The organism is Pseudomonas sp. 18175, from assembly GCF_050432925.1.
Taxonomy (GTDB): Bacteria; Pseudomonadota; Gammaproteobacteria; order Pseudomonadales; family Pseudomonadaceae; genus Aquipseudomonas.
This window is the reverse complement of the sequence record NZ_JBKFTO010000002.1, coordinates 36,503-62,073: the sequence shown is the minus strand read 5'-3', so window position 1 is coordinate 62,073 and position 25,571 is coordinate 36,503. Positions and strand designations below refer to the sequence as shown.

The 25,571-nt window shown below is 65.6% G+C and carries 6 protein-coding genes; all 6 read left to right on the top strand.

Going from position 1 to position 25,571, the window contains the following annotated elements:
* Nucleotides 1-6: 6 nt before the first annotated feature.
* The 6 genes from ACLD1Y_RS03330 (at nt 7) to ACLD1Y_RS03305 (ending at nt 25,558) form a co-directional block, all read left to right on the top strand.
* Nucleotides 7-1,848 (top strand): ABC transporter ATP-binding protein, encoded by a 1,842-nt coding sequence (locus ACLD1Y_RS03330; RefSeq protein ID WP_429475444.1) that lies wholly within the window; start codon nt 7-9, stop codon nt 1,846-1,848.
* Entirely contained in the window at nt 1,845-3,599 is a 1,755-nt protein-coding gene (locus ACLD1Y_RS03325; RefSeq protein ID WP_429475442.1) for an ABC transporter ATP-binding protein, read from the top strand. The genes ACLD1Y_RS03330 and ACLD1Y_RS03325 overlap by 4 nt, the downstream gene beginning before the upstream one ends.
* 144 nt (nt 3,600-3,743) lie before the next feature.
* Nucleotides 3,744-16,349 carry an amino acid adenylation domain-containing protein gene (locus ACLD1Y_RS03320; protein ID WP_429475440.1) on the top strand — a complete coding sequence of 4,202 codons (12,606 nt, stop codon included), beginning with the start codon at nt 3,744-3,746 and terminating at the stop codon, nt 16,347-16,349.
* Between the two features lie 74 nt (nt 16,350-16,423).
* Nucleotides 16,424-22,798, top strand: a complete 6,375-nt coding sequence (locus tag ACLD1Y_RS03315; RefSeq protein ID WP_429475438.1) for a beta-ketoacyl synthase N-terminal-like domain-containing protein — start codon at nt 16,424-16,426, stop codon at nt 22,796-22,798.
* Complete coding sequence (locus ACLD1Y_RS03310) at nt 22,791-23,915, top strand: Gfo/Idh/MocA family oxidoreductase (protein ID WP_429475437.1); 1,125 nt, start codon at nt 22,791-22,793, stop codon at nt 23,913-23,915. The genes ACLD1Y_RS03315 and ACLD1Y_RS03310 overlap by 8 nt, the downstream gene beginning before the upstream one ends.
* Nucleotides 23,912-25,558: a thioesterase domain-containing protein gene (locus ACLD1Y_RS03305; RefSeq protein ID WP_429475435.1), complete on the top strand. Its 1,647-nt coding sequence runs from the start codon at nt 23,912-23,914 to the stop codon at nt 25,556-25,558. Before ACLD1Y_RS03310 ends, ACLD1Y_RS03305 begins: the two co-directional genes overlap by 4 nt.
* The last annotated feature ends 13 nt before the right edge of the window (nt 25,559-25,571 follow it).

Sequence of the window (25,571 nt, the reverse complement as noted above, 5' to 3'; positions counted from 1 at the left end):
GTTTCCATGACCGAACACACCGCCTCAGAAGACAGCACGGCACCACCCGCCCCCAAAGGCCTCGGCGGCGTGCTGGCGTTGGCCGGCCGCCATCGCGCGCGTTTAACCGTTGCCAGCCTGTGCGCCGGCCTGAGCAGCGTGCTGTCGATCACCCCGTTGCTGGTGATCTACTGGGTGCTGATGCTATTCGCCCAAGGCCCTGGCGCGTCCCTCGAACAACTGTGGCCGATCCTCGCCTGGGGCGCGGCGGCCATGCTGTTGCGCTGGGTGCTGTTGATTGCCGGTGGCGTGCTCGCCCACCTGGCGGCGTTCGACATCCTCTTCGACCTGCGCCTGGCACTCGCCAACCAACTGAGCCTGCTGCCGCTGGGCTGGATCACCGCACGCACCAGTGCGATCGCCAACCAAGTGCTGCGCGAAGACATCGACCGCCTCGAACAGTTTATCGCCCACCACCTCACCGACAGCGTGGCCGCCGCAGCCCTGCCGTTGGCCAGTGCCGTGGCGCTGTTCTGGTTTGACTGGCGCATGGCGCTGGTGACGCTGATCACCGTGCCGCTGGCGGTGGCCGTGCAACTGCTGTTGTGGAAGCGCATCCCGCAGATCATGGCCGACTACGCCGAGACCAACGCCAACCTGTCGGCGACCATCGTGGACTACGTTGAGGGCATTGCCGTGCTCAAGACCTACCACCAGGGCGCGACGGTTTCCAGCCGACTGACCCAGGCCATCAACGCCTACCGCTCGGTGATCGGCCGCATGGTGCAAACCACCGTACCGGGCTGGTCGGCGTTTACCGTGGTGATCGCAGCCAACACCCTGTTTATTTTGCCGGCCGGGGGTTACTTCTACCTGCACGGCACGCTGTCGCTGCAACTGTTCGCCCTGTGCCTGCTATTGGGCTTGGGCATTACACGGCCGCTGTTCCAATTGGCGTTCTTCGGCAACCTGCTGCGCCTGGTGGAAGCGGCAAACAACCGCATCCAGGCGCTGATGCAGGCCCCACAACTGGTGCAACTGCAACAGGCGCCACCGGCCGATCCATACGACTGCCCGGCGCTGAGCTTTGAAAACGTCAGTTTTGCCTACGACCAGAACGAGGTGCTGCACAACGTCAGCTTCAGCCTGCCACGCGGCAGCCTCACCGCCATCGTCGGTCCCAGCGGCGCCGGCAAATCCACCGTGGCGCAATTGATGGTGCGTTTCTGGGACGCCAGCAGCGGCACCATCCGCCTCAATGGCCAGGACGTTCGCGCCATGAGCCTGGGCGACGTGCACCAACAAATCGCCTACGTGATGCAGGACGTGTTCCTGTTCAACCACAGCGTGCTGGAAAACATCCGCCTGGGCCGCACCGACCTCGATGAGGCGCAAGTGATCGAAGCCGCCAAGGCCGCCCAGGCCCACGAATTTATCCAGCGCTTGCCCCAGGGCTATCACACCGTACTGGGCGAGCGCGGCGCACGCCTGTCCGGCGGGGAAAAACAGCGCCTGTCGATTGCCCGCGCGCTGATCAAGGACGCGCCGATCATCGTGCTCGATGAAGCCACGGCGTTTGCCGACCCGCTCAACGAGGCGCAGATCCTCGAAGCCATCGCCACGCTGACCCGCACCCGCACGGTGATCGTCATTGCACACCGCTTGAGCACCATCGTTGAAGCTGACCAGATCCTGCTGTTTGACCAGGGCCGCTTGCAGGCCAACGCACGCCATGCCGAGTTGCTGCAACACAGCGAGCTGTACGCGCACCTCTGGCAGTTGCAGCAAACCCACAGTGAGTGGCGCATCAGCAGCCACCCCACGCCTACTCACCCGGCCCGCCAACCGCTGGAGGACATCACCCCATGAACCTGTTGCTCGCGGTGTTCCGCATCACCCACAGCGTCGATAACCGCAAGGTCTGGCAGGCGATTGCCTGGCGCATGGCCGAAGCGCTGTTCGCCACCGTGCCCTATGGCGTGCTGTATGTCGCGCTGCAACGCATGTTCAGCGCCACCTTTGACCTGCATCTGCTGCTGTGGCTAAGCCTGATTCTGCTGGTGAGCCTGGGCCTGCAACTGGTGTGCAACGTGGCCTCGAACGTCGGTGGTTTTATCGGCGGCACCGGCATGCTCTGCGACCTGCGCCTGCAAGTGGCCGAACACCTGCGCAAGCTACCGCTGGGCTTCTACACCCGGCGCCAGACCGGTGACCTCACCGCCGTGCTCGGCGAAAACGCCACCCATGTCGAAGAAGCCTTCACCCACCTGACCGGCGAACTGTTCGGGCGCCTGGGCATTGCTGCGCTGACGGCGGCGTTGATGATGCTGATCGATTGGCGCCTGGGCCTGTTGACCCTGGCCTGCGCCGCCCTCGGTGGCGGTTTGATTCGCCTGCTGAAGAAACGCTTCCAGGCTCTGGGCCGCGCCAAGCTCGCACAAAAAGCCGAAGTCGGCAGCCGCTTGCTGGAGTTCGTGCAGGGCATCAAGGTGATCCGCGCGTTTGGCCTGTCGATCGAACGATTCGGCGATATCCAGGCCGCCATGCACACCTTGCGAAGCCTGTCGATTCGCATCGAAATCATCGCGGGCCTGCTGGCCATCGGCTTCTCGGTGTTGCTGGAGTTCGGGTTCCTCGCGCTGCTGGCGTGCTCGGTGTACCTGGCAGTGCAAGGCGAATTGTCCCAGGCGCTGCTGATCATGATGTTGATCATGGGCCACCGGTTTTTCAGCATGATGAGTGAGTCGGCGACCCTGCTGGCGCAACTGGCGTTCTACGAAAAGAGCTTCGAACGCATCCAGGCCCTGCTCAATGAGCCGTGCCTGCCAGAGCCTGCCCAACCGCAAGTGCCGCAACGCTACGACATCGAAGTGCGCAACCTGTCGTTCAGCCACGAACCGGGCCTGGCGACCCTTACCGACATCTCCTTCAAGGCCGCCGCCGGCACGGTCACCGCGTTGGTCGGCGAAAGCGGCTCAGGCAAAACCACCCTCGCACAGCTGCTGGCGCGTTTTCACGACGCCGACAGCGGCCAGGTGCTGGTGGGTGGCGTGGATGTGCGCGACATGCGCCAGGACGACCTGCTGGCCTGCATCGCGTTTGTGTTCCAGGACACCCATTTGTTCAACGACAGCATCGCCAACAACCTACGCATCGGCCGGCCCCAGGCCAGCGACGACGAGTTGATCGCCGCCGCCCGCGCCGCCTGCTGCCACGACTTCATCATGGCCCTGCCCGAGGGCTACGACACCCAACTGACCACGGCCCAGGCGCTTTCCGGTGGTGAACGCCAGCGGCTGTCCATCGCCCGCGCCTTGCTCAAGGACGCGCCCATCGTGATCCTCGACGAAGCCACCGCCTCGCTTGATGCCGAGAATGAAAGCGCAATCCGCCAGGCACTGTCGGCGCTGATGCGCGGCAAGACCGTGATCGTTATCGCCCATCGCCTTTACACCCTGACTGACGTTGACCAGATTCTGGTCCTGGAGCACACCCGCGTGAAGGAACACGGCACCCACTCACAACTGCTCGACCGTGCGGGGCTCTACGCGCACTTCTGGGCCCAGCAACACAGCACTCGCCAATGGCGCTTGCGTGCGGCGGCACCGCCGTTGGGCTAAGCACCCCGTAACACCCCCGCGCTGCACCCCTGAGTTTATTCAGTTTGAGTGAACGGCCGCCCCGTATCCGGCCGTTGACGAAAGGATCGATCGCCTACCCCGAAATGGGGCGGCGCAACAGGCAGGCATTCAAAGGAAACCACCATGACTATCCGTACGGTTGAAACCCTGGCCCACTACGCGACCCTGGTTGATTGCATCGAACACCACGCCCAGCACCAACCTCATCACGAGGCCCTGTGCTTTGTCGGCAAACCCGGCGGGCCGGACCTGCGCCTAAGTTACAGCGAGCTGTCGCGCCAGGTGCGTGCCTGCGCCGCGCAGTTGCAGCAGCAGGGCCTTGGCGGCCAGACCGCACTGATCCTGTTCCCCTCCGGTATCGACTACGTGATCGCCCTGCTCGGCTGCCTGTATGCCGGGGTGATCGGCGTGCCGGTCAACCTGCCGGGTGTCAGCCGCGTGCGGCGCGTATTGCCTAAAGTCGCGGACATCACCCGCGATTGCCGGGCGACGGCAGTGATCACCAGCCGTGGCATTCACCAGAGCTGTAGCGATGACCTGCACGCCTTTGCGGCGCAGCATCAGTTGCAGATCCTGCACACCGATGAGTTGGCCAGTGATCCGGGCGCCTGGGTCCACCCGCCGCTGAGTGGCGAGTCCACTGCATTCCTGCAATACACCTCGGGCTCCACCGGCGAACCCAAGGGCGTGGTCAACCTGCATGGCGCGCTGCTGCGCAACCTGCAATTTCTCGCTCAGCTCACCCGCCCCCAGGACCGCGCCCCCCAAGACACCGCCGTGGTCAGCTGGTTGCCGTTGTTCCATGACCTGGGCCTGATCATGGGCATCCTGTTGCCGCTGGCCTACGGTAATCGGGCGGTGTACATGTCGCCCATGGCTTTTATGGCCGACCCGTTGCGCTGGCTGGAAGTCGCCAGCGCCGAGCGCGCCACTGCACTGCCGTGCCCGAGCTTCGCCTTGCGCCTGTGTGCCGAACAAGCGGCGCTGGCCACCCCGCAACGCCTGGCGCAGCTCGACCTTTCCAGCCTGCGCTGCGTCATGCCTGCCGCTGAACCGGTGTTGCCCAGCCAAATCCAGGCGTTCCAGGCGGCGTTTGGCGCCTACGGCCTCGCCGCCCATGCCATCAAGCCGGCGTATGGCCTGGCCGAAGCCACCTTGCTGGTCAGCGCCAGCGTTGAAGACGGGCCTGTGACCCAGATCGACGTCGAGACAAGCGCGTTGGCACACGGTGACGCCATCGTCCAACCGGCCGCATCGAGGCCCGTAGCGCCAGGCTGGCGACGCTATGTCAGCAATGGCAGCGCCTACGACGGGCAGGACGTACGCATCGTCGACCCTGACAGCCATGCCACGCTGGCCGAGCGTCATGTGGGCGAAATCTGGATCAGCGGGCCGTGCATTGCTGGCGGCTATTGGGACAAGGCCGAGTTGAACCAGCAACTGTTCAAGGCCCACACCCCCGAGGCGCCGGGCCGTGAGTTTCTGCGCACCGGCGACCTGGGCTTCCTGCACGACGGCCACCTGTATGTGACCGGACGCCTCAAGGACATGCTGCTGTTTCGCGGCCAATGCCATTACCCCAACGATATTGAAGTCACCAGCGGCACGGCCCACGCTGCCAACGTCGCCGAAAGCGGCGCGGCGTTCAGCATTGCCCTGCAAGGCGATGATGAGTGCGAGGGCCTGGTCGTCGTCCAGGAAACCCTCAAGCAGGCCGGCGACGATGCGCAGGTCTACCAGGCAATCGCCGCCCAGGTGCGCGGCGCAATTGCCCAAGAACATCAACTGGCAACCCAGGTGGTGGTGCTGATTCGCAAAGGCACCCTGCCACGTACCACCAGTGGCAAAGTGCGTCGCCGTGCGGTGCGTGAAGCCTATTTGGCCGGTGAGCTGCAAACCCTGTGGGTCGATGCGCAAGGCAATGTGCCCCAGGCCAACCCACAGCTGGCGGCGTTGCAGGCGTTGACCCCGCAAGCCCAACACGCTCACCTGGTGGCCTGGCTGGCCGAGCAAACCGCCGCCACCCTCGGCACCATCGCCGCACGCGCCATAGCACCCGATGCCAGCCTGTTCAACTATGGCCTGGACTCCTTGTCTGCCGTGCGCCTCGGTGCACTGACGGCGCAGGCGTGGGGCCTCGCGGTGGCCGAAGAGGTGTTGTTCGAACAGCCGACCCTCAACCAACTTGCCGCCTGGCTGCTCAAGCAACTGAGCCCCGAGGTTCAAGCCGAACCCACGACACTGCGTGAGCAACCACCCGCCGCTCCCCAGGCGCCGATTGCGATCATCGGCATGGCTTTCCGTTTGCCCGGTGCCAATGGCCAAGACGCCAACACCGACGAGGCCTTCTGGAACCTGCTGCACACCGCTGGCTGCGCGATCCGCCCGATGCCCTCCGAACGCTTTCGCACGCCCACGGACATTCCCGGCTTCGGCGCCTATCTCAATGCAGTCGACCAGTTTGATGCGGCGTTCTTTGGCATGTCCCCGCGAGAGTCGATGAACACCGACCCGCAGCAGCGCCTGTTGCTGGAAACCGCCTGGCATGCGCTGGAAGACGCCGGTTTGCGCCCCACCCGCTTGCGCAGCAGCGACAGCGCGGTGTTTGTGGGCATCGGCACCGGCGACTACGGGCATATCCCGTTTATCAGCGGCGAGGACAGCCACTTCGACGCCTATTGGGGCACCGGCACCTCGTTTGCCGCGGCCTGCGGGCGGTTGTCGTACACCTTCGGTTGGGAAGGCCCGTCGATGGCGGTGGACACGGCGTGCTCGGCCTCCCACAGCGCCTTGCACCTGGCGGTGCAGAGCCTGCGTGCCGGCGAGTGCGGCATGGCCTTGTCGGCCGGGGTCAAGCTGCAACTGCTTCCGGAAGTCGACCACGTGCTGCACAAGGCTGGCATGCTCGCCCTGGACGGCCGCTGCAAGACCCTCGACGCCAGCGCCGACGGTTATGTGCGCGGCGAAGGCTGCGTGGTGCTGGTGCTCAAGCGCCTCAGCGACGCCCTGGCCGACGGCGATGAAGTGCGTGCGGTGATCCGTGGCACCACGGTGCGCCAGGACGGCGCCGGCAGCAGCCTGTCGGCACCCAATGGCGATGCCCAGCGACGCCTGCTGCAACGGGCGCTGAGCAGCGCCAACCTGGTGCCCGACGACATCGACTATGTAGAACTGCACGGCACCGGCACGCGCCTGGGTGACCCGATCGAGTACCAATCGGTGGCCGATGTGTTCAAGGGCCGTGCCGAGGATGACCCGCTGTGGCTCGGCTCGGTCAAGACCAATATCGGCCACTTGGAAGCCGCCGCCGGTGCTGCCGGGATCGTCAAGACCGTGCTGGCCCTGGAGCACGGCTTGATTCCCGCAGCCGTGGCGTTGCAGCAGATCAACCCGCTGGTCAACCTCGCGACGATCCCCGCGCATGTGCCTACCACCTTGTCGCCGTGGCCGCTGCGCCAGGCCATTCGCCGCGCCGGGGTGACCTCCTACGGTTTTGCCGGGACCATCTCGCACATCATCCTCGAACAGGCACCGGCCGCCGCTCCTGCGCCAACCGCCTCAGACAGCGAAGCCCCGGCCCTGTTTGTACTGTCGGCGCGCAGCGAAAAGTCCCTGCGCCAACTGGCCACGGCCTATCACAGCGCGTTGGCGCAACCGTGCAACCTTTCGGCGTTGGCCAATGCCATGGCTCACCGCCGCGATGCCCACGAATACCGCATCGCCCTGGTCGCCAGCCACGCCTCTGAGCTGCGCGAAGCCCTGCACCGCGTGGCCAGTGCGCCGCAACTGGACGAGCCGGTAGCGCGTGCGCCGCGAGTCGGCTTCCTGTTCACCGGCCAAGGTTCGCAATACGCCGGGATGACCGCTGGTTTGTATGCGCGCCAACCGTTGTTCCGCCAGGCGCTGGAGGCGGTGGACGCTGCGCTCCAGCCCCACCTGGGTGAATCGATCATCGCGCTGATGCATGACGTCGACGCAGAAGAACGCCTGCGCCAGACCGCCATGGCCCAGCCCGCGCTGTTTGCCACCGGCTATGCCCTGGCGACGATGTGGCAAGGTTTGGGGGTGACGCCGGCGTTGATGGTCGGCCACTCCATTGGCGAGTTCGCGGCGATGGTCATCGCCGGTTCATTGACACTCGCCGACGCCGCCCGCCTGATCGTCCAGCGCGGTGCGCTGATGCAAGCGCTGCAAGAATCCGGGAGCATGCTCGCCGCCATGCTGCCCCAGGCCGAGGCAGAGGCGTGCCTGGCCAACCTGCCGCCTGCATTGGCCGAACAGGTGTCGATTGCCGCCATCAACGGCCCGCAGGATGTGGTGTTTTCCGGCAGTCGCGCCGCCATCGAACAGCTGCGCAGCGCGTTGGAAAGCCAGGGCCGGCATAGCCGCGAACTGGCGGTGTCCCACGCGTTTCACTCGCCGTTGCTGGTGCCGATGCTCGACGCGTGGCGTGAGGCGTGCAGCACAGTGCAAGGGCTGGCGCCGCAGGTTGCGGTGATTTCCACCCTCAGCGGCGAGCCCTTGCTGCAAGCGCCGGACGCGGACTACTGGGTCGCCCATGCGCGCCAGCCGGTGCGTTTTGCCCAGGCCCTGGAACGGGCAGCGGCAGATTGCGACGTGCTGTTGGAAATCGGCGCCCACGCGGTGCTGGGCGCCATGGCCCAGCGCAATCAGCAAAGCCAGCAATGGCCGCACCCCGTCAGTTGTGTCGCCAGCCTGCGGCGTGGCGGTGAAGACCTGCGCAGCGTGTTGGAAGCCTGCGCGAGCCTGTACCACAGCGGCCAGGCATTCGACCTCGATGCCCTGTGGCCCGGCGCTCAGGCATCCGCGCGCCAACTGCCGCGCTACCCATTCGATCGCCAGAGCTACTGGCTGGAATACGACGAAGACGCCCCGCGTATACCCCTGCCCCTGCAACCGCAGCCGCAACGTGCGGCGGCCCATCCGGTGGACCTGTACCGCCTGCAATGGGAGACGTTTGCCCCCCAATGTGACACAGCCACACCGGTGTGCTGGTTGGTCGCCGACGACGCCAGCCTGGGCAATCGGCTGATGGCTCAGCTGGAACACGCCGGGCACAGCGTGCACAACCTCTCGCCACAACAATGGCACGCAGAAGCGGCGCACGTGCAGGACCAGGACCTGCTGATTTACCTGTGTGGGGTTCGCGCCCAGGCCACGGACGCCGATGCCGTACTGGCTTCGCGGCACGTCTGGCACCTGACCGAATGCGTGCGCAGCCTGCAACGTGCGGGCAAGAAGCCGCGCATCGTGCTGCCGACCCTGGCCGCGCAAAGCCTCGATGGCCAGCCGTGCGACCCGTTGCAGGCAGCGCTGTCCGGTGCCTCGCGGCCGCTGTCCCTGGAGTACGCCGGGCCGCAATGGCTACAACTGGACCTGGCGGCGGCGCTTGACGACAACGCCCTGGTGGCGCAAATCGCTGCGGCCCTGCCGGTGCTGCTGAGCGTGTTCGGCAAGGAAGAAACCCTGGCCCTGCGCGACGGCCACTGGTCGCGCCCGCGACTCACGCCACAACCGGCCAGCGACCTGACCGCCAGCGCCAGCGTGCGCAATGACTGTGTGTACCTGGTTGCCGGCGCCTATGGCGCGCTGGGCCGACACACCACTGACTGGCTGGTGGCCAACGGCGCCCGCCATCTGCTGTTGCTGGCGCGGCGGGCGGCTCCCGCCGGTTGGCAGGCTCGCCTGCAACTGCTGCGCGCCCAAGGCGTGCGTATCGAGCATTTGGATTGCGATGTCGGCGACGCCGCGCAAGTGGCCAGTGCCTTTGCCCACATCGACCAAAACGGCGACACCCTGGCCGGTATCTTCCATTGCGCCGGCACCAGCCGTTTCAATGACCTGGCCAGCCTGACCGAAGAGGATTGCAGCACCGTCACCCACGCCAAAATTGCGGGCGCCTGGCACTTGCATCAGCACAGCCAACAACGTGCGCTGGACTGGTTTGTGTGCTTCACGTCGATCTCCGGGGTGTGGGGCTCGCGCCTGCAAGTGCCGTATGGCGGCGCCAATGCCTTCCAGGATGCGCTGATTCGCAACCGTCGCGCCCAGGGTTTGCCCGGCCTGGCGGTGGCCTGGGGGCCGTGGGGCGGCGGCGCCGGCATGTCAGAAGTCGATGACTCGCTGCTGCAACTGCTGCGCGCCGCCGGTATCAAGCGCCTGGCGCCGACGCGCTACCTGGCGACCCTCGGTCCGTTGCTTGCCCGCCCGCACCTGAGCGCCGATGGCACCTGGGTCGCGGTGGAAGTCGACTGGCAGCAATTTGTGCCGCTGTTTGCCCTCTACAACCCCAGCAGCACCTTTGAACGCTGCTTTGCGCAGTCAGCTAAAACGCTGTCAACCAGCGACTTGAGCACCGCCAGCTCCCTGGCGCAAATGAACCCGGCTGAGCGCCGCGAGGCGGTGCATGGGTTTGTCATTGCCGAACTGGCGCGCACCCTTCGGGTCGCCCCGGCACAGCTTGAAGACCATATTGAACTGCTCAAGCTGGGCATGGACTCGATCCTGGTGATGGACTTCTCGCGCCGCTGCGAAAGCGGCCTGGGCGTGCGTTGCGAACTCAAGGCGATTTTTGAACGCAATACCCCTGGCGGGCTGACCGACTACCTGTTGGAACAGTTGCAATCGAACGACGCCCAGGCGGCGCCGGCCACCGATGAAGTGATCGTCGCTGACCCGCTCAACGCCGCGCAGCCCTTTCGCCTCACCGAGTTGCAACACGCCTACTGGATCGGCCGCCAAGGCCATTACGCCTTGGGCGGCGTGGCCTGCCACGCCTACCTGGAAGCGGACGCCCAAGGCGGCCTTGACCTGGACCTGCTGGAGCGCTGCTGGAATACCCTGGTCAAGCGCCACGGCGCGTTGCGCATCGTCATCGGTGAAGACGGCCGCCAGCGCATCCTCAGCCAAGTGCCCGATTATCGACTGCGCATCGCCGACCTGCGCACGGCCGATGCAACCACGGTGCAGGCCCATTGCGCCGACTGGCGCGAGCACATGTCCCATCAGGTCATGGACGCCGCGAGCTGGCCGTTGTTCGACGTGCGCGTGACCCGTCTGCCGGATGCCAGCGTGCGCCTGCATATCGGCATCGACATGCTGATCAACGATGCCACCAGCGGCCAGATCATCTGGGAAGAGTTGGCCGCGCTCTACCGCGCCGGTAACGACAGCGCTGTTGCAGGCCTTGCGCCGTTCGACATCTCGTTCCGCGACTATGTGCTGGCCAAGTATGAAACCAGTCAGTCGCGACGTGCCGCGCGGGACACCGCCAAGGGGTTCTGGCTGCAAGCCATCGAAGCGCTGCCACCGGCCCCGCAATTGCCGCTGCGCACTGAAGCCCTGCACCAGGCCAGCCCGACCTTCAGCCGTCGCCAGCATCGTTTGAGCGCGCCGGTGTGGCAGCGCCTGCGTGACTTTGCGGCGAACGCTGGCTGCACGCCGGCCTCGTTGTTGATCAGCGTGTTTGGCGAGGTGTTGGCGGCGTGGAGCAGTGAGTCGCGCTTTACCCTCAACCTGACGATTTTCGACCGCCTGCCGTGGCACGCCGATGTTCCACGCCTGCTCGGTGACTTCACCGCCGTGACCCTGCTGCCGCTGGACTACAGCGCCCCGCTGGGCATGGCGCAACGTGCCGCCGAGGTCAACGGCACGGTACTCGACCACCTGCAACACCGCGCCTTTAGCGCCGTGGATGTGCTGCGCGAATGGAACCGAGGCCGCGAGCGCCAGGACAGCATCGCCATGCCGGTGGTGTTCACCAGCCAACTGGGCATGAGCGACCCCACCAAGGGCGCCGCCGAGGCCAGCGTATTGGGTACGGTCACCTATGGCATCAGCCAGACCCCGCAAGTGTGGCTCGATCACCAGGCGTGCGAGCTGGAAGGTGCATTGATCTACAACTGGGACGCCGTGGAAGCGCTGTTCCAGCCGGGGGTGCTGGATGCGATGTTCGAGGCCTACAACCACCTGCTGGAACGCCTGGCCGACGATGAACAGCTGTGGCAACAGCCCGTGGCCGCCTTGTTACCCGCAGCGCAAGTCGCCGTGCGCCAGCAGATCAACGCGACCGACGCCGAGGTCTCGCCACTGTGCCTGGACCAACTGTTCTTCACCCAGGCCGAGCGCAGCCCGCAGGCTATCGCGCTGATCACCCACAGCCAGCAATGGACCTACGCCGCGCTCGCCAGTTGGTCGCGCCGCCTGGCCCAAGGACTGTTGCAACATGGCGTGCAACGCGGTGACCGGGTGGCGGTGGTGATGCGCAAAGGCGCCGAACAGGTGGCGGCTTGCCTGGCGATTCAGGCAGCTGGCGGCGCCTATGTGCCGGTGGATGCCGACACGCCGGCAGCGCGCCTGGCGGCGATTGTGCAAGGCAGCCGCATCGCGCTGATCCTGACCCAGAGCGACTGCCTGCCGATTGTGCAAGAGATGACCGAACAACTCTCTGTGACGGTACTCGACGCCAGCCCCGAAGCCGCCCTGGCTTGGGATGACCAAACGCCGTATGTGTTCCGCGACCCGCTGGACCACGCCTATGTGATCTACACCTCGGGCTCCACCGGCACGCCCAAAGGCGTGCTGATCGATCATCGCGGCGCGGTCAACACCGTGCTCGACATCAATCGCCGCTTCGGCATCGACGCCAACGACCGCGTGCTGGGCCTCTCGGCGTTGTACTTCGACCTGTCGGTGTACGACATGTTTGGCCTGTTCGCCGTCGGCGGCGCACTGGTACTGCCACAACCGAGCGGCGTGCGCGACCCGGCGCACTGGCTCGACATGGCCCAGCGTCACGGCGTCAGTGTGTGGAACTCGGTGCCAGCCTTGCTGGAACTGTTCCTTGACGAAGCCGCCGCCAGCGGTGCTGCATTGAACAACCTCAAACAAGTAATGCTCAGCGGCGATTGGATTGCGCTGCACCTGCCGCCGCGCCTGCACGCCGCTGCCCCGCAAGCCCGCCTGGTTGCCATGGGCGGCGCCACCGAGGCCTCGATCTGGTCCAATTGGTTCAACGTCGAGGCGGTGGCTGAACACTGGTCTTCCATCCCGTACGGCTACCCGCTGACCAACCAACGTTATCGCGTGATCGACAGCCGCCTGCGCGACTGCCCGGACTACGTCACCGGCGACCTGTGCATCGCCGGTACCGGCTTGGCACTGGGCTATGAAAACGATCCGGCCAAGACCGCCGCCAGCTTTATCGAACACCCCGACGGCGAGCGCCTGTACCGCACCGGTGACCTGGCGCGTTATTGGGCCGACGGCACCCTGGAATTCCTCGGGCGCCGGGACTTCCAGGTGAAGATCGCTGGCAACCGTATCGAACTGGGGGAAATCGAAAGCGCGATGTTGCGCCACCCTGGCGTGCGCGATGCGGTGGTCGATGCAGTCGGCCCGGCGCGTGGCAACAAGCGCTTGGCCGCCTGGGTGGTGCCCCATGCCGGTGACAACCCACTGTTTGAAACCCTCGGCAGCGATGGTGAATACAACCGCCAGCGCTGGGCACACCTGACAGACGCCGCCCACAAGGTCATGGCTGGCGGCAATACCGACACGCTTGAAGCGTTCTGGGCCCTGATGGATCGCATGGGCCAACAGATGATGCGCGACACCTTGCAGGCAGCGGGCCCAAGCCTTGAGGCAGTACGGCCCAGCGCCGAGTTTGGCGCACTGGTGCAGTCCTGGGCGCAGACGCTGGCGCCGACCACGCCCGCCGACTGGGCCGAGTTGACCCCGGCCGGTGAGCGCTTCGGCCTGCCACGCAGCGTGTTGCTGCGTTTGCGCGGTGGTGCCGAGCAGCGCCTGGCGGTTTTGCGCGGTGAGTCGAGCGCGCTGGAACTGTTCTACGGCGCTGACCAGACCTTGGCGCCGGAGCAGATGACGCGCATGAACCCGTTGTCAGCCGCTACGCTGGCGGGCTTGGCCGAAGTCATCCGCACCTGTGGCGAACACTTGGGCCGTGCGGTACGCATCCTCGAAATCGGCGCCCGCAGTGGTGTCGCCGCCCGCGAGTTGCTTAACCAACTGCCCCTGACTGCGCTGGACTACACCCTGACTGACCCCGCCGCGCTGCTGGTGGATCAGGCCCGCAGCGAATTCGACAACGCCAGTTGGCAGGCCTGCCACAGCCTCAGCTGCCGGGTGTTCGATGCCGAACAGGCGGCCGCCAGCCAAGGCATGGCCGAACATGAGTTCGACCTGGTCATCGCCTTCAACGCCCTGCACCGCACCGACGATGTACCGGCGCTGCTGGCGCGCATCTCCAGCCTGTTGGCGCCTGGCGGTGTGCTCGTCGCACCGGAAATCACGCGTAACAGCGATTTCCAACTGGCCACCGTGGCCCTGCTGGAAGGCGGCTATACGCGCTTTGCCGACCAGCGCCGTGAAACCGGCTTGGCGTTGCTGGATGCCGAACAATGGTGCGCAGCCTTTGCTGCCGCCGGCTTTGCCCAAAGCGCAGCCCTGAGCGTGGACGCCGCCAACCCCGGCATGCACTTGCTGTTGGCGCGTCAGGTTGATCAGGTGTCGCGCTTTGCCCCGCGCCGCCTGATCGAGCACCTGGCGACCTTGCTGCCCGCCTATATGGTGCCGCAGAGCCTGATGCAACTGGACCGCCTGCCGCTGTCGGCCACCGGCAAAGTCATGCGCCAGCAACTGCCCCGCGCCGAAGCCGGCAGCCGCCGCCAAGGCAGCCGACGTCACACGCAACAGCGCTCAACCGGCCAAGTACCCGCTGCCCTTGTGGCGATCTGGGAAAAACTGTTGGGCATCGAAGGCCTGGACGCCAGCGATGAGTTCTTCGACCTGGGTGGCGACAGCCTGATCGCGGTGCGCCTGATCGAGCGGGTGCGCCATGAACTCAATGCCCACGTGTCACTGCCCGACCTGTTTGATCACCCGCAATTGGCGGCCTTCGCCGAGCGCGTGGCCCAGGCACCGGCCTATGAAGACGCCTTGCCGGCACTGGTGCCTGACCCGCAGAACCGGTATGCGCCGTTCCCGCTCACCGATGTACAGCAAGCCTATTGGATCGGGCGCGATGAGAGTTTCGAACTGGGCGGGGTCACCACCCACCTGTACGCCGAAATCGAGGTCGATGACGTGCCGTTCCAGTCCCTGGAAAGCGCTTGGCAACAGGTGGTGACGCGCCACGACATGCTGCGCGCGGTGATCGACGAGCACGGCATGCAACGGGTGCTCGAAGAAGTGCCGCCGTACGCCATCGCCTTCACAGACTTGCGCCAGGCTTCGTCGGGCAGCGTCAGTGACTGGCTGGGCGTGCTGCGCCTGGAGCTGTCTCATGAAGTTCCGGACACCACCACGTGGCCGCTGTTCACGGTGCGTGCGGCGCAGATGAGCGACACCCGCGTGCGCTTGTTTATCAGCCTCGACAACCTGGTCTGCGACGGGCGCTCCATGCGCACGTTGCTGGCCGAATGGTCGGCCCTCGCCCGTCGCCCCACTGAAACCCTGGCGCCGCTGAGCGCGAGCTTTCGTGACTACGTGCTGTTGGCCGAACAGCTTGAATTGCGCCCGTCCTACCAGCGCTCCCTGGAGTACTGGCAAGCCAAGCTGGCAAGCCTGCCCGCCGGCCCGGCCTTGCCGCAGGTCAGTGGCGCAGCGATCGCACCGCCGCATTTCACCCGCCGTGAAGCGCGTCTGGACGCCACCCAGTGGCAAGCCCTGCAGGCCCAGGCGAGTGCGCGTAACGTCACCGCCAACGCCTTGTTGCTGACGGCCTACGGTGAAGTGCTGAGCAACTGGTGCCGCGACCGGCGCTTTACCCTCAACCTGACGCTGTTCAATCGCCCCGCCGTGCACGCGGACATCGACAACCTGATCGGCGATTTCACCTCGCTGGTGCTGCTGGCGTTTGACGGCAATACCGAGCGGGCCTTTGAAGAGCAGGCGCTGACCCTGCAACGGCAGATCTGGGCCGACCTTGAGCACATGCAAGTCTCGGCAGTGCGCGTGCTGCGTGAAGCGGCACGCCGCAACCGACGCCTGGAAGCGGTGGCGATGCCGGTGGTGTTCACCAGCGGCCTGGGCGTGGCGAATCAGGGTGACGATGGCGAAAGTTGGCTCGGGCAATTCGTCTACGGCATCAGCCAGACCCCGCAGGTGTGGATCGACCAGCAAGTGGTCGAGCGCGATGGCGAGCTGGTGTTCAACTGGGACAGCGTGGATGCGCTGTTCCCCGACGGCTTGCTGGATGCGATGTTCGCCAGCTACCACGACCTGCTGCTGCGCCTGGCGAGCGATGAAAATGTTTGGCGCCAACCGGTACAAGGCAGCTTGCCGGCCAATCGCTGGGCGCACCAGGCGCGACCGCAACGGGCCAGCACGACAGCAACAGCAACGGTGGAACTGGCGGCGGACGATGCCTTGTTGCAACGCCTGAGCCAGATGCTCGGCGCACTGCTGGGCCGCGATGAATTACCGGTGCACACCAACTTCTTCGAACTGGGCGCTTCGTCCATGGACCTGATCCGCCTGCGTCGGCAGTTGATGGACCAGTTGCAGTTGGCGGTATCGGTCACTGACGTGTTCGACCACACCAGCCTCGCGGCCTTGGCGGCGCACTTGGGTTCACTGCAATCGGCCAACGGGCCGGCAACCGTCGAGTCACTGGACGTTGAACAGCGTCGCCGCACCCGCCTGGACAACGACCGCCGCCGCAAACGCGACCAGAAATCCGAACTTTGACCGATGGCCCGGCGCGGCGACCACGCCGCGCCCTGCCCCGCGCATTTTGACTCGACTTGACCACAGGCGATGCCATGACGCTTTCAACCCGCTTCAACCTGCAAGACCACTACGGCGACACCCTGCCCATCGCAGTGATCGCGGCCAGCTGCCGTATGCCCCGGGCCAACGACATCTTTGACTATTGGCGCCTGCTCGCCGACGGCGAAGAACAGATCGAGCGCTTCGACGCCGAGCGCCTTTCCAGCGTGGGTGTGGACCCGGCGCTGCTGCAACGCCCCGATTACGTCGCGGCCGCCGCCGTGGTGGCGGATGCCGACCGCTTTGACTGGTCGTTTTTCGGCTACTCCAAGCAAGAGGCGCAATTGATCGACCCGCAACAGCGGCTGTTCCTGATGTGCGCCTGGGAAGCATTGGAAATGGCCGGTTATCCGCCGGCAGTGCTGGAGCAACTGAGCGCACCGTTGAAAGTCGGGGTGATCGGCTCGTGCAAACTCAGCACCTACAGCGCTGCGCATTTTGACAAAGTGCAGGACATCGCTTCGCCGCTGACCTTTACGCGGCTGGTGGGCAATGACAAGGATTACCTGGCCACCCGCGTCTCCTACAAACTCGGCCTGACCGGTTCCAGTTTTACCGTGCAGACCGCGTGTTCCAGTTCGTTGGTGGGCATTCACCTGGCCTGCGAACAACTGGCCAGCGGCGAGTCCGATATGGTCCTGGCGGGCGGCGCGGGCATTGGCTTTGCCCAGGAATCGGGGTACTTCCACCGTGAGGGCATGATCTTTTCCGCCGATGGCCATTGCCGTCCGTTCGACGCCCAAGCCGGTGGCACCGCGATTGGCAATGGGGTTGGCGTGGTCTTGCTCAAGCGCCTGGACCAGGCCCTGGCCGATGGCGACTCGGTATTGGCGATTGTGCGCGGCTCGGCGGTGAACAACGACGGCAGCGGCAAGGCCGGCTACACCGCGCCGTCACCGGAAGGCCAGGCGCGGGTGATTGCCGAGGCGCTGTCGCTGGCCGAAGTCGACCCCGCCAGTATCCATCTGGTGGAAGCCCATGGCACCGCCACCGCCCTTGGCGACCCGATTGAAGTGCAGGCGCTGACCCGCGCCTGGCGTCGGCATACCCAGGCCAATCAGTACTGCGCGTTGGGGTCGGTGAAGAGCAACCTGGGTCACCTGGACACGGCGGCTGGGGTTGCGAGCTTCCTCAAGACTGCCCTCGCCCTGCACCACGGGCAGATTCCACCGAGCCTGCACTACACGCAGCCCAACCCGGCCATCGACTTCGACAGCAGCCCGTTCTACGTACCGCAGATGCTGCTGCCTTGGCCGGAAGTCAGCGGGCCGCGCCGTGCGGCGGTGAGCGCCTTTGCCATTGGCGGCACCAACTGCCACGCCGTGCTGGAACAAGCGCCCGAAACCGAGCCGCAGGCAGATGGCGACGAACCGTGCCTGCTGGTGCTCAGCGCCCGCAGTGAAAGTGCCTTGCGTGAATTGGCGCGCCGCCATGCCTGGTGCCTCGGGGAGTCGCAACAGAGCCTGGGGGATTACTGCGCCACCAGCGTGCATCACCGCAGCCTCTACCCGCACCGCCTGATCTGGGTCGGCAACCAACGCGGCGAGCTGATGGGCTTGCTGCACGGGTTTGCCGAAGGCCAGAACCAAGGCTTTATGCCGCAATCGGCCGAGACTGTGCGCCTGTGGGCCAGCCTGGATACCGATCAGCCCTTGCAACAGCTGGCGAGCGCCGTGCAACCGGACTGGCACGCGCACCCGCTGGGTCGCCGCGCACCGCAGCGCCGCGTGGTGCTGCCCACCTGCCCGTTTGAAGGCGAACGCTGCTGGTATGAACCACCACAGCGCACGCCGCTGCCGGCCACGCAGGATTCACCTTGGCAGGCCATGACCGCAGCAGCAGCCGATACCGCCGCGCGCCTGTCGGCACGCCTGGACCTGTCGGCATTGCCCCGCGAAGCCCAAGGCGTGGACGCGTTGCATGCCACCTACGTGGGCAATGCCTTCGATGCCCTGGGCCTGTTCCGAGATGAGCAGGATTGGCTGGATGTAGACGCCTGCTTGCAGCGGGCCAATGCACCGCGCGCCTTGCGCGGCTTGTTTGCGCGGTTGCTGCGTGACCTGGTGTCCAGCGGCGTGCTGTCGGTGCGCGACCAACGCTATGGCAGCCTGCAACGCCAGGCCTTCGCCGACCCGGCGCCGTGGCTGGTGACCATGCGTGACATGGGCTACGGGCAATTGGCCGATCTGGTGGAGCGCGCCGGGCCACGCCTGGGCGACATGCTGTGCGGGCGCGCCGATCCGGTCAGCGTGGTGTTCCCAGGCGCGGCCACCGATGACGTCGAGCATATGTACCAGGACCAGCCGTACTCGGTGTACCTCAACCAAGTCGCGGCGGCCGCCGTCGCGGGCCTGGCGCGCCAGCAGCAACCGCTGCGCATCCTGGAAGTCGGCGGCGGCACCGGCGGCACCACCCGCGATGTGCTTGCGCAGTTGCCGCCGCAGGCCTGCGCACGCTACACCTTTACCGATATCGGGCCGTTGTTCCTCAAGCGCGCAAAAGCCAAGTTCAGTGCTTACCCGTTTATGGAGTACCGCCCGTTCGACATGAACGCGCCGGTCGCTGACCAAGGCCTGGAAGCGGCTGGCTATGACCTGATCATCGCGGCCAACGTGCTGCATAACGCGCCGGACCTGACCCAGGTTTTGGGCAGCCTGGCCACCCTGCTCGCACCGGGCGGCGTGCTGCTGATGCGCGAAATCACCGAGCCGAAAAAGCTGTTCGATTTCGTCTTCGGCCCCATGGTCCCGCCGCTGCTGGACAGCGATGGACGCCACGGCGAATTGTTCGCAAGCCTGGGCGTCTGGCAAGCGGCGGCACGGGCTGCCGGGTTTGTGCGCTGCGAAGGCTTCCCCGGCGCGCAATTGCCGACCCATGCGCTGGGTGAGCAAATTATCCTGGCGCAACGGCCAGAGGTGGCCATTGCAGCCTCGGTGGACAGCCTGATCGAACAGCTCTTCAATGCCGTCGGCAATGGCCGCGACACCCTGACCTTGCACCGTAACCCACAGGGCTTTCGCATCGAGAATGCGGATGTACACGCGCAGGATACCGGCCTCTACCAATGGCGCTGGCAGCCGCTGGCCACGTCAACCCGTGCGGCGAACCTGCGCCGCGTGGTCTGGATCAGCGACAGCCAGGCTGATGACCTGCACGCGCTGTCGGATGGGTTTGATCGCCACGATATCCGCTGCGTATTCCGCAGTATCGAGGCACTCAGTGCAGGCCCTGAAGCGTTCCAAGCCTGGCTGGCAGAACGGGGCAACGTCGATGCTGTGTGCTTGCAGCTGACGGCCACTGCTGACGTCCCCGTCCCCGCGTTGCTCAACCTGCTACAGGCCGTGGCCGGCACCACCAATGCGCCGCGCCTGACGGTGCTGACCGAGCAGGGCTTCAATGTGAGCGGCAACGAGGCGACCCCGCACTGGCAAGCGCCGGGCGTCGCTGCGCTGCTGGGCGTTGCCCGCCAGGAATACCCGGCGCTGTCGCTGTTGCTATTGGACCGTGGCGAGGTATCGCCGCCGCACCTCACCGAAAGGCTGTTGCAGCTCTGGTCGGGTGAGCAAGACGGCTTGCGGGTGTGCGCCGTACGCGCGAGCGGCCTGTTCGAACAGATCCTGGTGCCGACCGCCATTCCCGCCGCCAAGCCGTTGCCGACGGGCCGCCATGTGCTGATTGGCGGCCTGTGTGATCTGGGCTTGAACGTCGCACGCTGGCTGGTGCAGCAAGGCGCACGGGATTTGGTCCTATTGACCCGCCGTCCGGCTTCGCAGGCCGGGGCGCAAGTACTGGATGCATTGCGTGCGCAAGGCGTGAACATCAGCGTGGATGCCGACGCCGATGCCGCTGACCCGAAGGCGTTCGACGCCGCCCTGGAGCGCCTGGCCGCAGGCCCGGCATTGGGTGTGGTCATGCACTTGGCCGGGGTCGTTGACGATGCACCGTTGGCGCGTTATTCGGCGCTCAGCTGGACCCGTACGCTGGCGACCAAGCTTACTCCAGCCCTGGCCTTGCAGCGTTTTGAAAGCCGCCTGAACCCGGCGCTGACCGTGTATTTCTCGTCTGCCGCCAGTGTGTTCGCCCCGGCAGGCCAAGGCGCCCATGCGTTCGCCAACGGCCAGCTGGAAGGGTTGGCGCAGCATCGCAGCCAGCAAGGGCATAAAACCGTGGCGCTGGCTTGGGGCTTCTGGGGTGAGATCGACCGTGAACGACGCCAGGGTCTCAAGGCCCAACTCGCCCAGCGCGGCATGCTTGGGCTGAGCACCGAACAAGGGCTGGCATTGCTGGGCGCGACCTTGGGCGGCAACGGCGCGATGTACATGCCGTGCCAGGTCGATTGGACGCGCGTGGTGCCCTCCGGCACCGGGCGGTTTGCCGCGTGCTTGCCTGCCGACTATCAGCCACCTGTAGCCGTGAGCATCGAAGCCACGCCGCCGCTGGCGCTGAGCGTGCGCGAACACATCGCCCAAGTACTCGGTTGTGCGCTGACGCAAATCCAGGGCGACACACGCCTGGTGCACCTGGGGCTAGATTCGCTGTTGATGCTGGATTTGGTCGAGCGCCTGAACAAAACCTTTGCGGTCAGCCTGTCGGCCCAGGACCTGTTCCAGGCCGACACCGCTGACGCGCTGTGTGCGGCGGTGCAGGCACACCTGGGTGGCGCACCAACGCCACCACCGTTGGACGTCACCGCCGCCCTGCTCGCCGCCAGCGCCAACCAAGCACGGCCCTTGGCCCAGGCGTACCTGCGTTCGCGCCTGGTGACCTTGCTGCACTGTGACGATGCCAGCCTCGACAACGAAGCCAACCTGGTACGCCTGGGCCTGGATTCGCTGTTGCTGCTGGACCTGTGCGAAACCCTCAAGCAGGAATTGCAGGTGCAGTTGTCTGCGCAAGCGGCGTTTGAGCTGAACACCTTCGGGCGTTTTGTCGACACCCTGGTGCAATCGCTGCACCCGGTTGAACAACCTGCGGTGAAATCCAACTGGTCCGGCTTGCGGGAGGCGTTGAATGAATTGCATCAACGCGACGGCCAGTGGCTCGCCGCCAATGGCGATGCGCTGCCCCGTGCTGGCGAAACCCAGGTCAGCGGCCTGCGCGCACGCCGTCGGCGCCTGGCCGTCAATGATCTGGGGCATCAGATGTATGTCGAATACGACAAACCGGCAGGCTTCGATGTGGCCGCGTTCGAACACGCCTGGAACCTCTTGATTGCCCGCCATCCGATGGCACGTGCCAGCCTCGACGAGCACGCCGAGCTGCAATGGCTGGCGCAGGGCACGCGCACCCACATCCCGGTGTACGACTGGCGCAATCAGCCGATCAGCGAACGCGACGCGGCCTTGGCCGAGTTGCGCGAACGTCTGTCCTACCCCGCTCAACCCGCTGCGCTGCCGTTCGAATGGCACGCAAGCCGCCTCGACGAACACACCCTGCGCCTGCACCTGCGCCTGGACACCACGCTGATCGACATCGAAAGCGTGCGCATCATCCTGCGTGAGATCAACCTGTGGATGAGCGACCCGCAACGGCGCTTCACCGCGCTGCAATTCAGCGCACAGGACTACTACAGCGTCGAGTCGGCCATTGCCGACACCCAGGCCCAAGCCGCGCAGTACCAAGCCTATGCCGCCGTGAGCGCGCAGTGGCCGACGGCGTTGGCGCTGCCGATCAAGGCCGCTACAGCACCAGCACGCTACCGGGTGTGGCGTGAAGCCTTGCCACGGGCGCAGTGGCTGGCGCTCAAGGAACACGGCCTGGGCGCCGGGCTGAGTGCCACGGCGGTATTGGCGGCGGTGTATGCGGTGGCGCTGATGCCGTGCACCGAGCGCGAGGCGTTCAGCCTGCGTCTGGACTACCCGGAGCGCAAACCCCTGCATGCCCAGGTCATGAATGTGGTGCTCGAGGCCAGCGACACGGCCTTGCTGCCCTTCCAGCGCCACAGCGCGAGTTTCATGGCCTTGGCCCGCGATGCAGGCGCCGCCCTGGAGCGGCGCCTGGAGGCCGAACTGCTGGACGGCGCAAGCTTGCTGTCAGCCCACGGTTACGACGACCTGCCGCGCATTGCCATGACCAGCCTGCTGGGGGTGCGCACCACCTATGCAATCCCGGAGACCTCTGACCCGCTGCTGGGCATGCCGTCCTATGAACTGGCCTCGCAACCCTCGACCGACCTGCACTTGCAGGTGCTGGAAGAAGAAAGCGCGTTGCTCTACAACCTCGATCTGCGCGTGGACCGGCTGGAGGAAGCCCAAGGCCTGCAAGTGATCCAGCGCTTCCAACGGTTGCTGGAGCGTTTGGCTGCCTCGCCCCAGGCGTGGGACTTAGGATTGGCCGAACTGCTCCAGGGAGACGGCCACCATGCATAAGCCGCTGAATGTCATCGTCTGCGGCACGCGCTTTGGCGAGCATTACCTCGCGGCACTCACGCAAGACGCGGGTAGCCGCTACCGCCTGGCCGGGATATTGGCCAGGGGCAGTGCGCGCTCCCGTGGCTTGGCCGAACGCCTGCACGTGCCGCTGTACCACAGCGTCGACCAATTGCCGGACAGCATCGATATCGCCTGCGTAGTGGTGCGCAGCGCGATTGTCGGTGGCGATGGTTCGAACCTGGCCAAGGCCTTGCTGGAACGTGGCATGCATGTGTTGCAGGAACACCCCGCGCACCCCACCGACATTGCGCGCCTGCAAGGCATCGCCGCGCTGCACGGCCGGCGTTATCACGTCAACAGCTTCTACCCGCACTTGCCGGCAGGACAGCGCTTTATTGATTACGCCCGACAAAGCGCGGCGCAACGTCGGCCGGCGTTTGTGGAGATCACCACCAGCCTGCAATTGCTGTATTCGAGCCTGGACATCGTGTTGCGCGCCCTCGGTGGGCCGGGCACTCAAGGGGCATTCAGTTGTTCTGCGCCCTTGCCGCTGCCTGAGCCTGAGGGGCAAGAGCCGTGGCCGTTTCGTTCGCTGCAAGGACGCATTGCCGGCGTGCCGTTTGTGCTGCACCTGCAAACCTACCTGGACCCGGCCGACCCGGACCATCACAGCCTGGTCATGCATCGCCTGTCGATGGGTGGCGCCGAAGGCCAGGTCACGCTGGTCAACAGCTATGGCCCGGTGGTGTGGAGCCATCCGATCTACGCGCCGGATTACGCCAAGGACGGCATTGAAGCCTCGTACCTGCTAAACCCCGAGGCCCATCAGGCCAGCCGCTTCAACCGCCAGCCCACCGCACTGACCTTTGGCCCGGCGCATGCGCCGAGCCTCGCCCAGGCCGTGACCCAGGACTTTACCCAGGCGATCCACGCCGCCCTCGACGAGTTGATGGACCCGCACGCCGCCGCCCACCAACCACAATGGTGGGAAGCCCATGGCCAGGCTTGGCTGGGCATCATGCGCGCGGTCGGCCAGCCATTGCTGGTCAGCCGCCCAGCACCGTCGGCGCCGTGTCCAGACCCCTTGACCTTTATGCAGGAGCAGATGCCATGAACGCGGTTTTTTCCCAAGCCGACGCGCCCCTACTCGAACGCAACCGCAGTGCCTATGCAGGCCTGGCCGATGTGCTGGAAGCGGCCGGGATGGCCGAACATGCGCTGTACCTCAATTGGGGCTATGTGCCGGTGGCGGGCGAAGCGGATTGGAGCGCCGACGGCCTCGGTAGCGCTGAAACTGGCGGCGCACACGCGCGGCTAATCCTGGAAACCCTCGCCGGGTTGCCCCTCGACGGCAAACAGGTGGTGGATATCGGCTGTGGTCGCGGCGGTGCGCTGGCGTTGATGGGGCGCTATTTCAGCCCTACGAGTTTGCTGGGTGTGGACCTGAGCGCGGCGAATATCGGCTACTGCCGCCAACGCCATGTGCACCCGCGCCTGCGTTTTCAAATCGCCGACGCCTGCCGTTTACCCCAGGCCAGCCAGAGTGCCGACCTGGTGTTCAACCTGGAATCCTCCGGCGCCTACTGGGACTTGCCGGCGTTCTTCGCCCATGTGTGGCGCCTGCTCAAGCCCGGTGGTTATTTCTGCTATGCCGATGTGTTCGATGGCCAGAGTGTCAGTTTGATCAAGCAGGCCCTGCTGCAATCGGGCTTTGTGCTGGAGCGCGAGCGTTCGATCAGCCGCCAGGTGCGGGCGGCACGGCGGGCGGCACCGGCCAGCGTGTGGCAACGGCTGGATGCGGCCTTGAAGACACTGGGCAAGCCTGAACTGCGCGAAGACTTGGAACGTTACCTGGCGACGCCGGACTCTTCGCTGTTCGATGCCTTGGAAAACGGTGCCGCTGACTACCGCATTTATCAGTGGCGCAAAGGCCCGATACAGGGCTTGGTCGAGCCGGCGGTGGCGCGCGGTTTGGTCGAGCGCTCCAAGCGTCTGGATGCGGCATTTACCAGCCAAGCGCCCGACCGCGAACGCTGGTTCCCGCTGGAGCAACCCGACGCCGCACGCGGCTATCAGGTATTCGCCCTGCCCTACGCCGGTGGCGGCGCTTCGGTGTATCGCCAATGGCAACTGCCTGGGCCGTGGCAGCTGTGCCCGGTGCAGTTGCCGGGGCGCGAAAGCCGCATCGCCGAACCGAGCATTCAGGACATGACGCAACTGGTGCACCAGCTCGTCGACGCGATCCGGCCCTACACTGACAAACCCTGGGCATTGCTGGGTTGCAGCCTGGGTTGCAAGGTCGCCTTCGAAGTAGCGCGGGCCTTGGCCCGCGAGGGCCGTCACGCGCAGTTGCTGTTCCTGATGGCATGCCCGGCGCCGAGTTTGCCGATCCAGCGCAAGGTGTCGGACTACAGCGAGGAGGATTTCGCCGCCGAAGTCCGGCACCTGGGCGGCACGCCGGAACAGATCCTCGCCGATGAACAGATGATGCGCACCCTCACCCCCATCCTGCGTAACGACAGTGCGTTGTCGGAAGGCTACTGCGTAGCCGCCGATACGACCCTGGCGGTGCCGATGGTGATGATTGCCGCCAGCGATGATCACCTGGTCACGGTGGAAGCCGCACGCCGCTGGAAACGGCATGCTGCGGCCGGTTTCGACTGGCGCCTGGTGGACGGCGGGCACTTTTTCCTGCGCCAGCAACGCACGCAGCTATTGGGCTGGCTGTCTGAAGCCCTGCAACACCCGCCGCGCTGAATAAGCCTTTAAT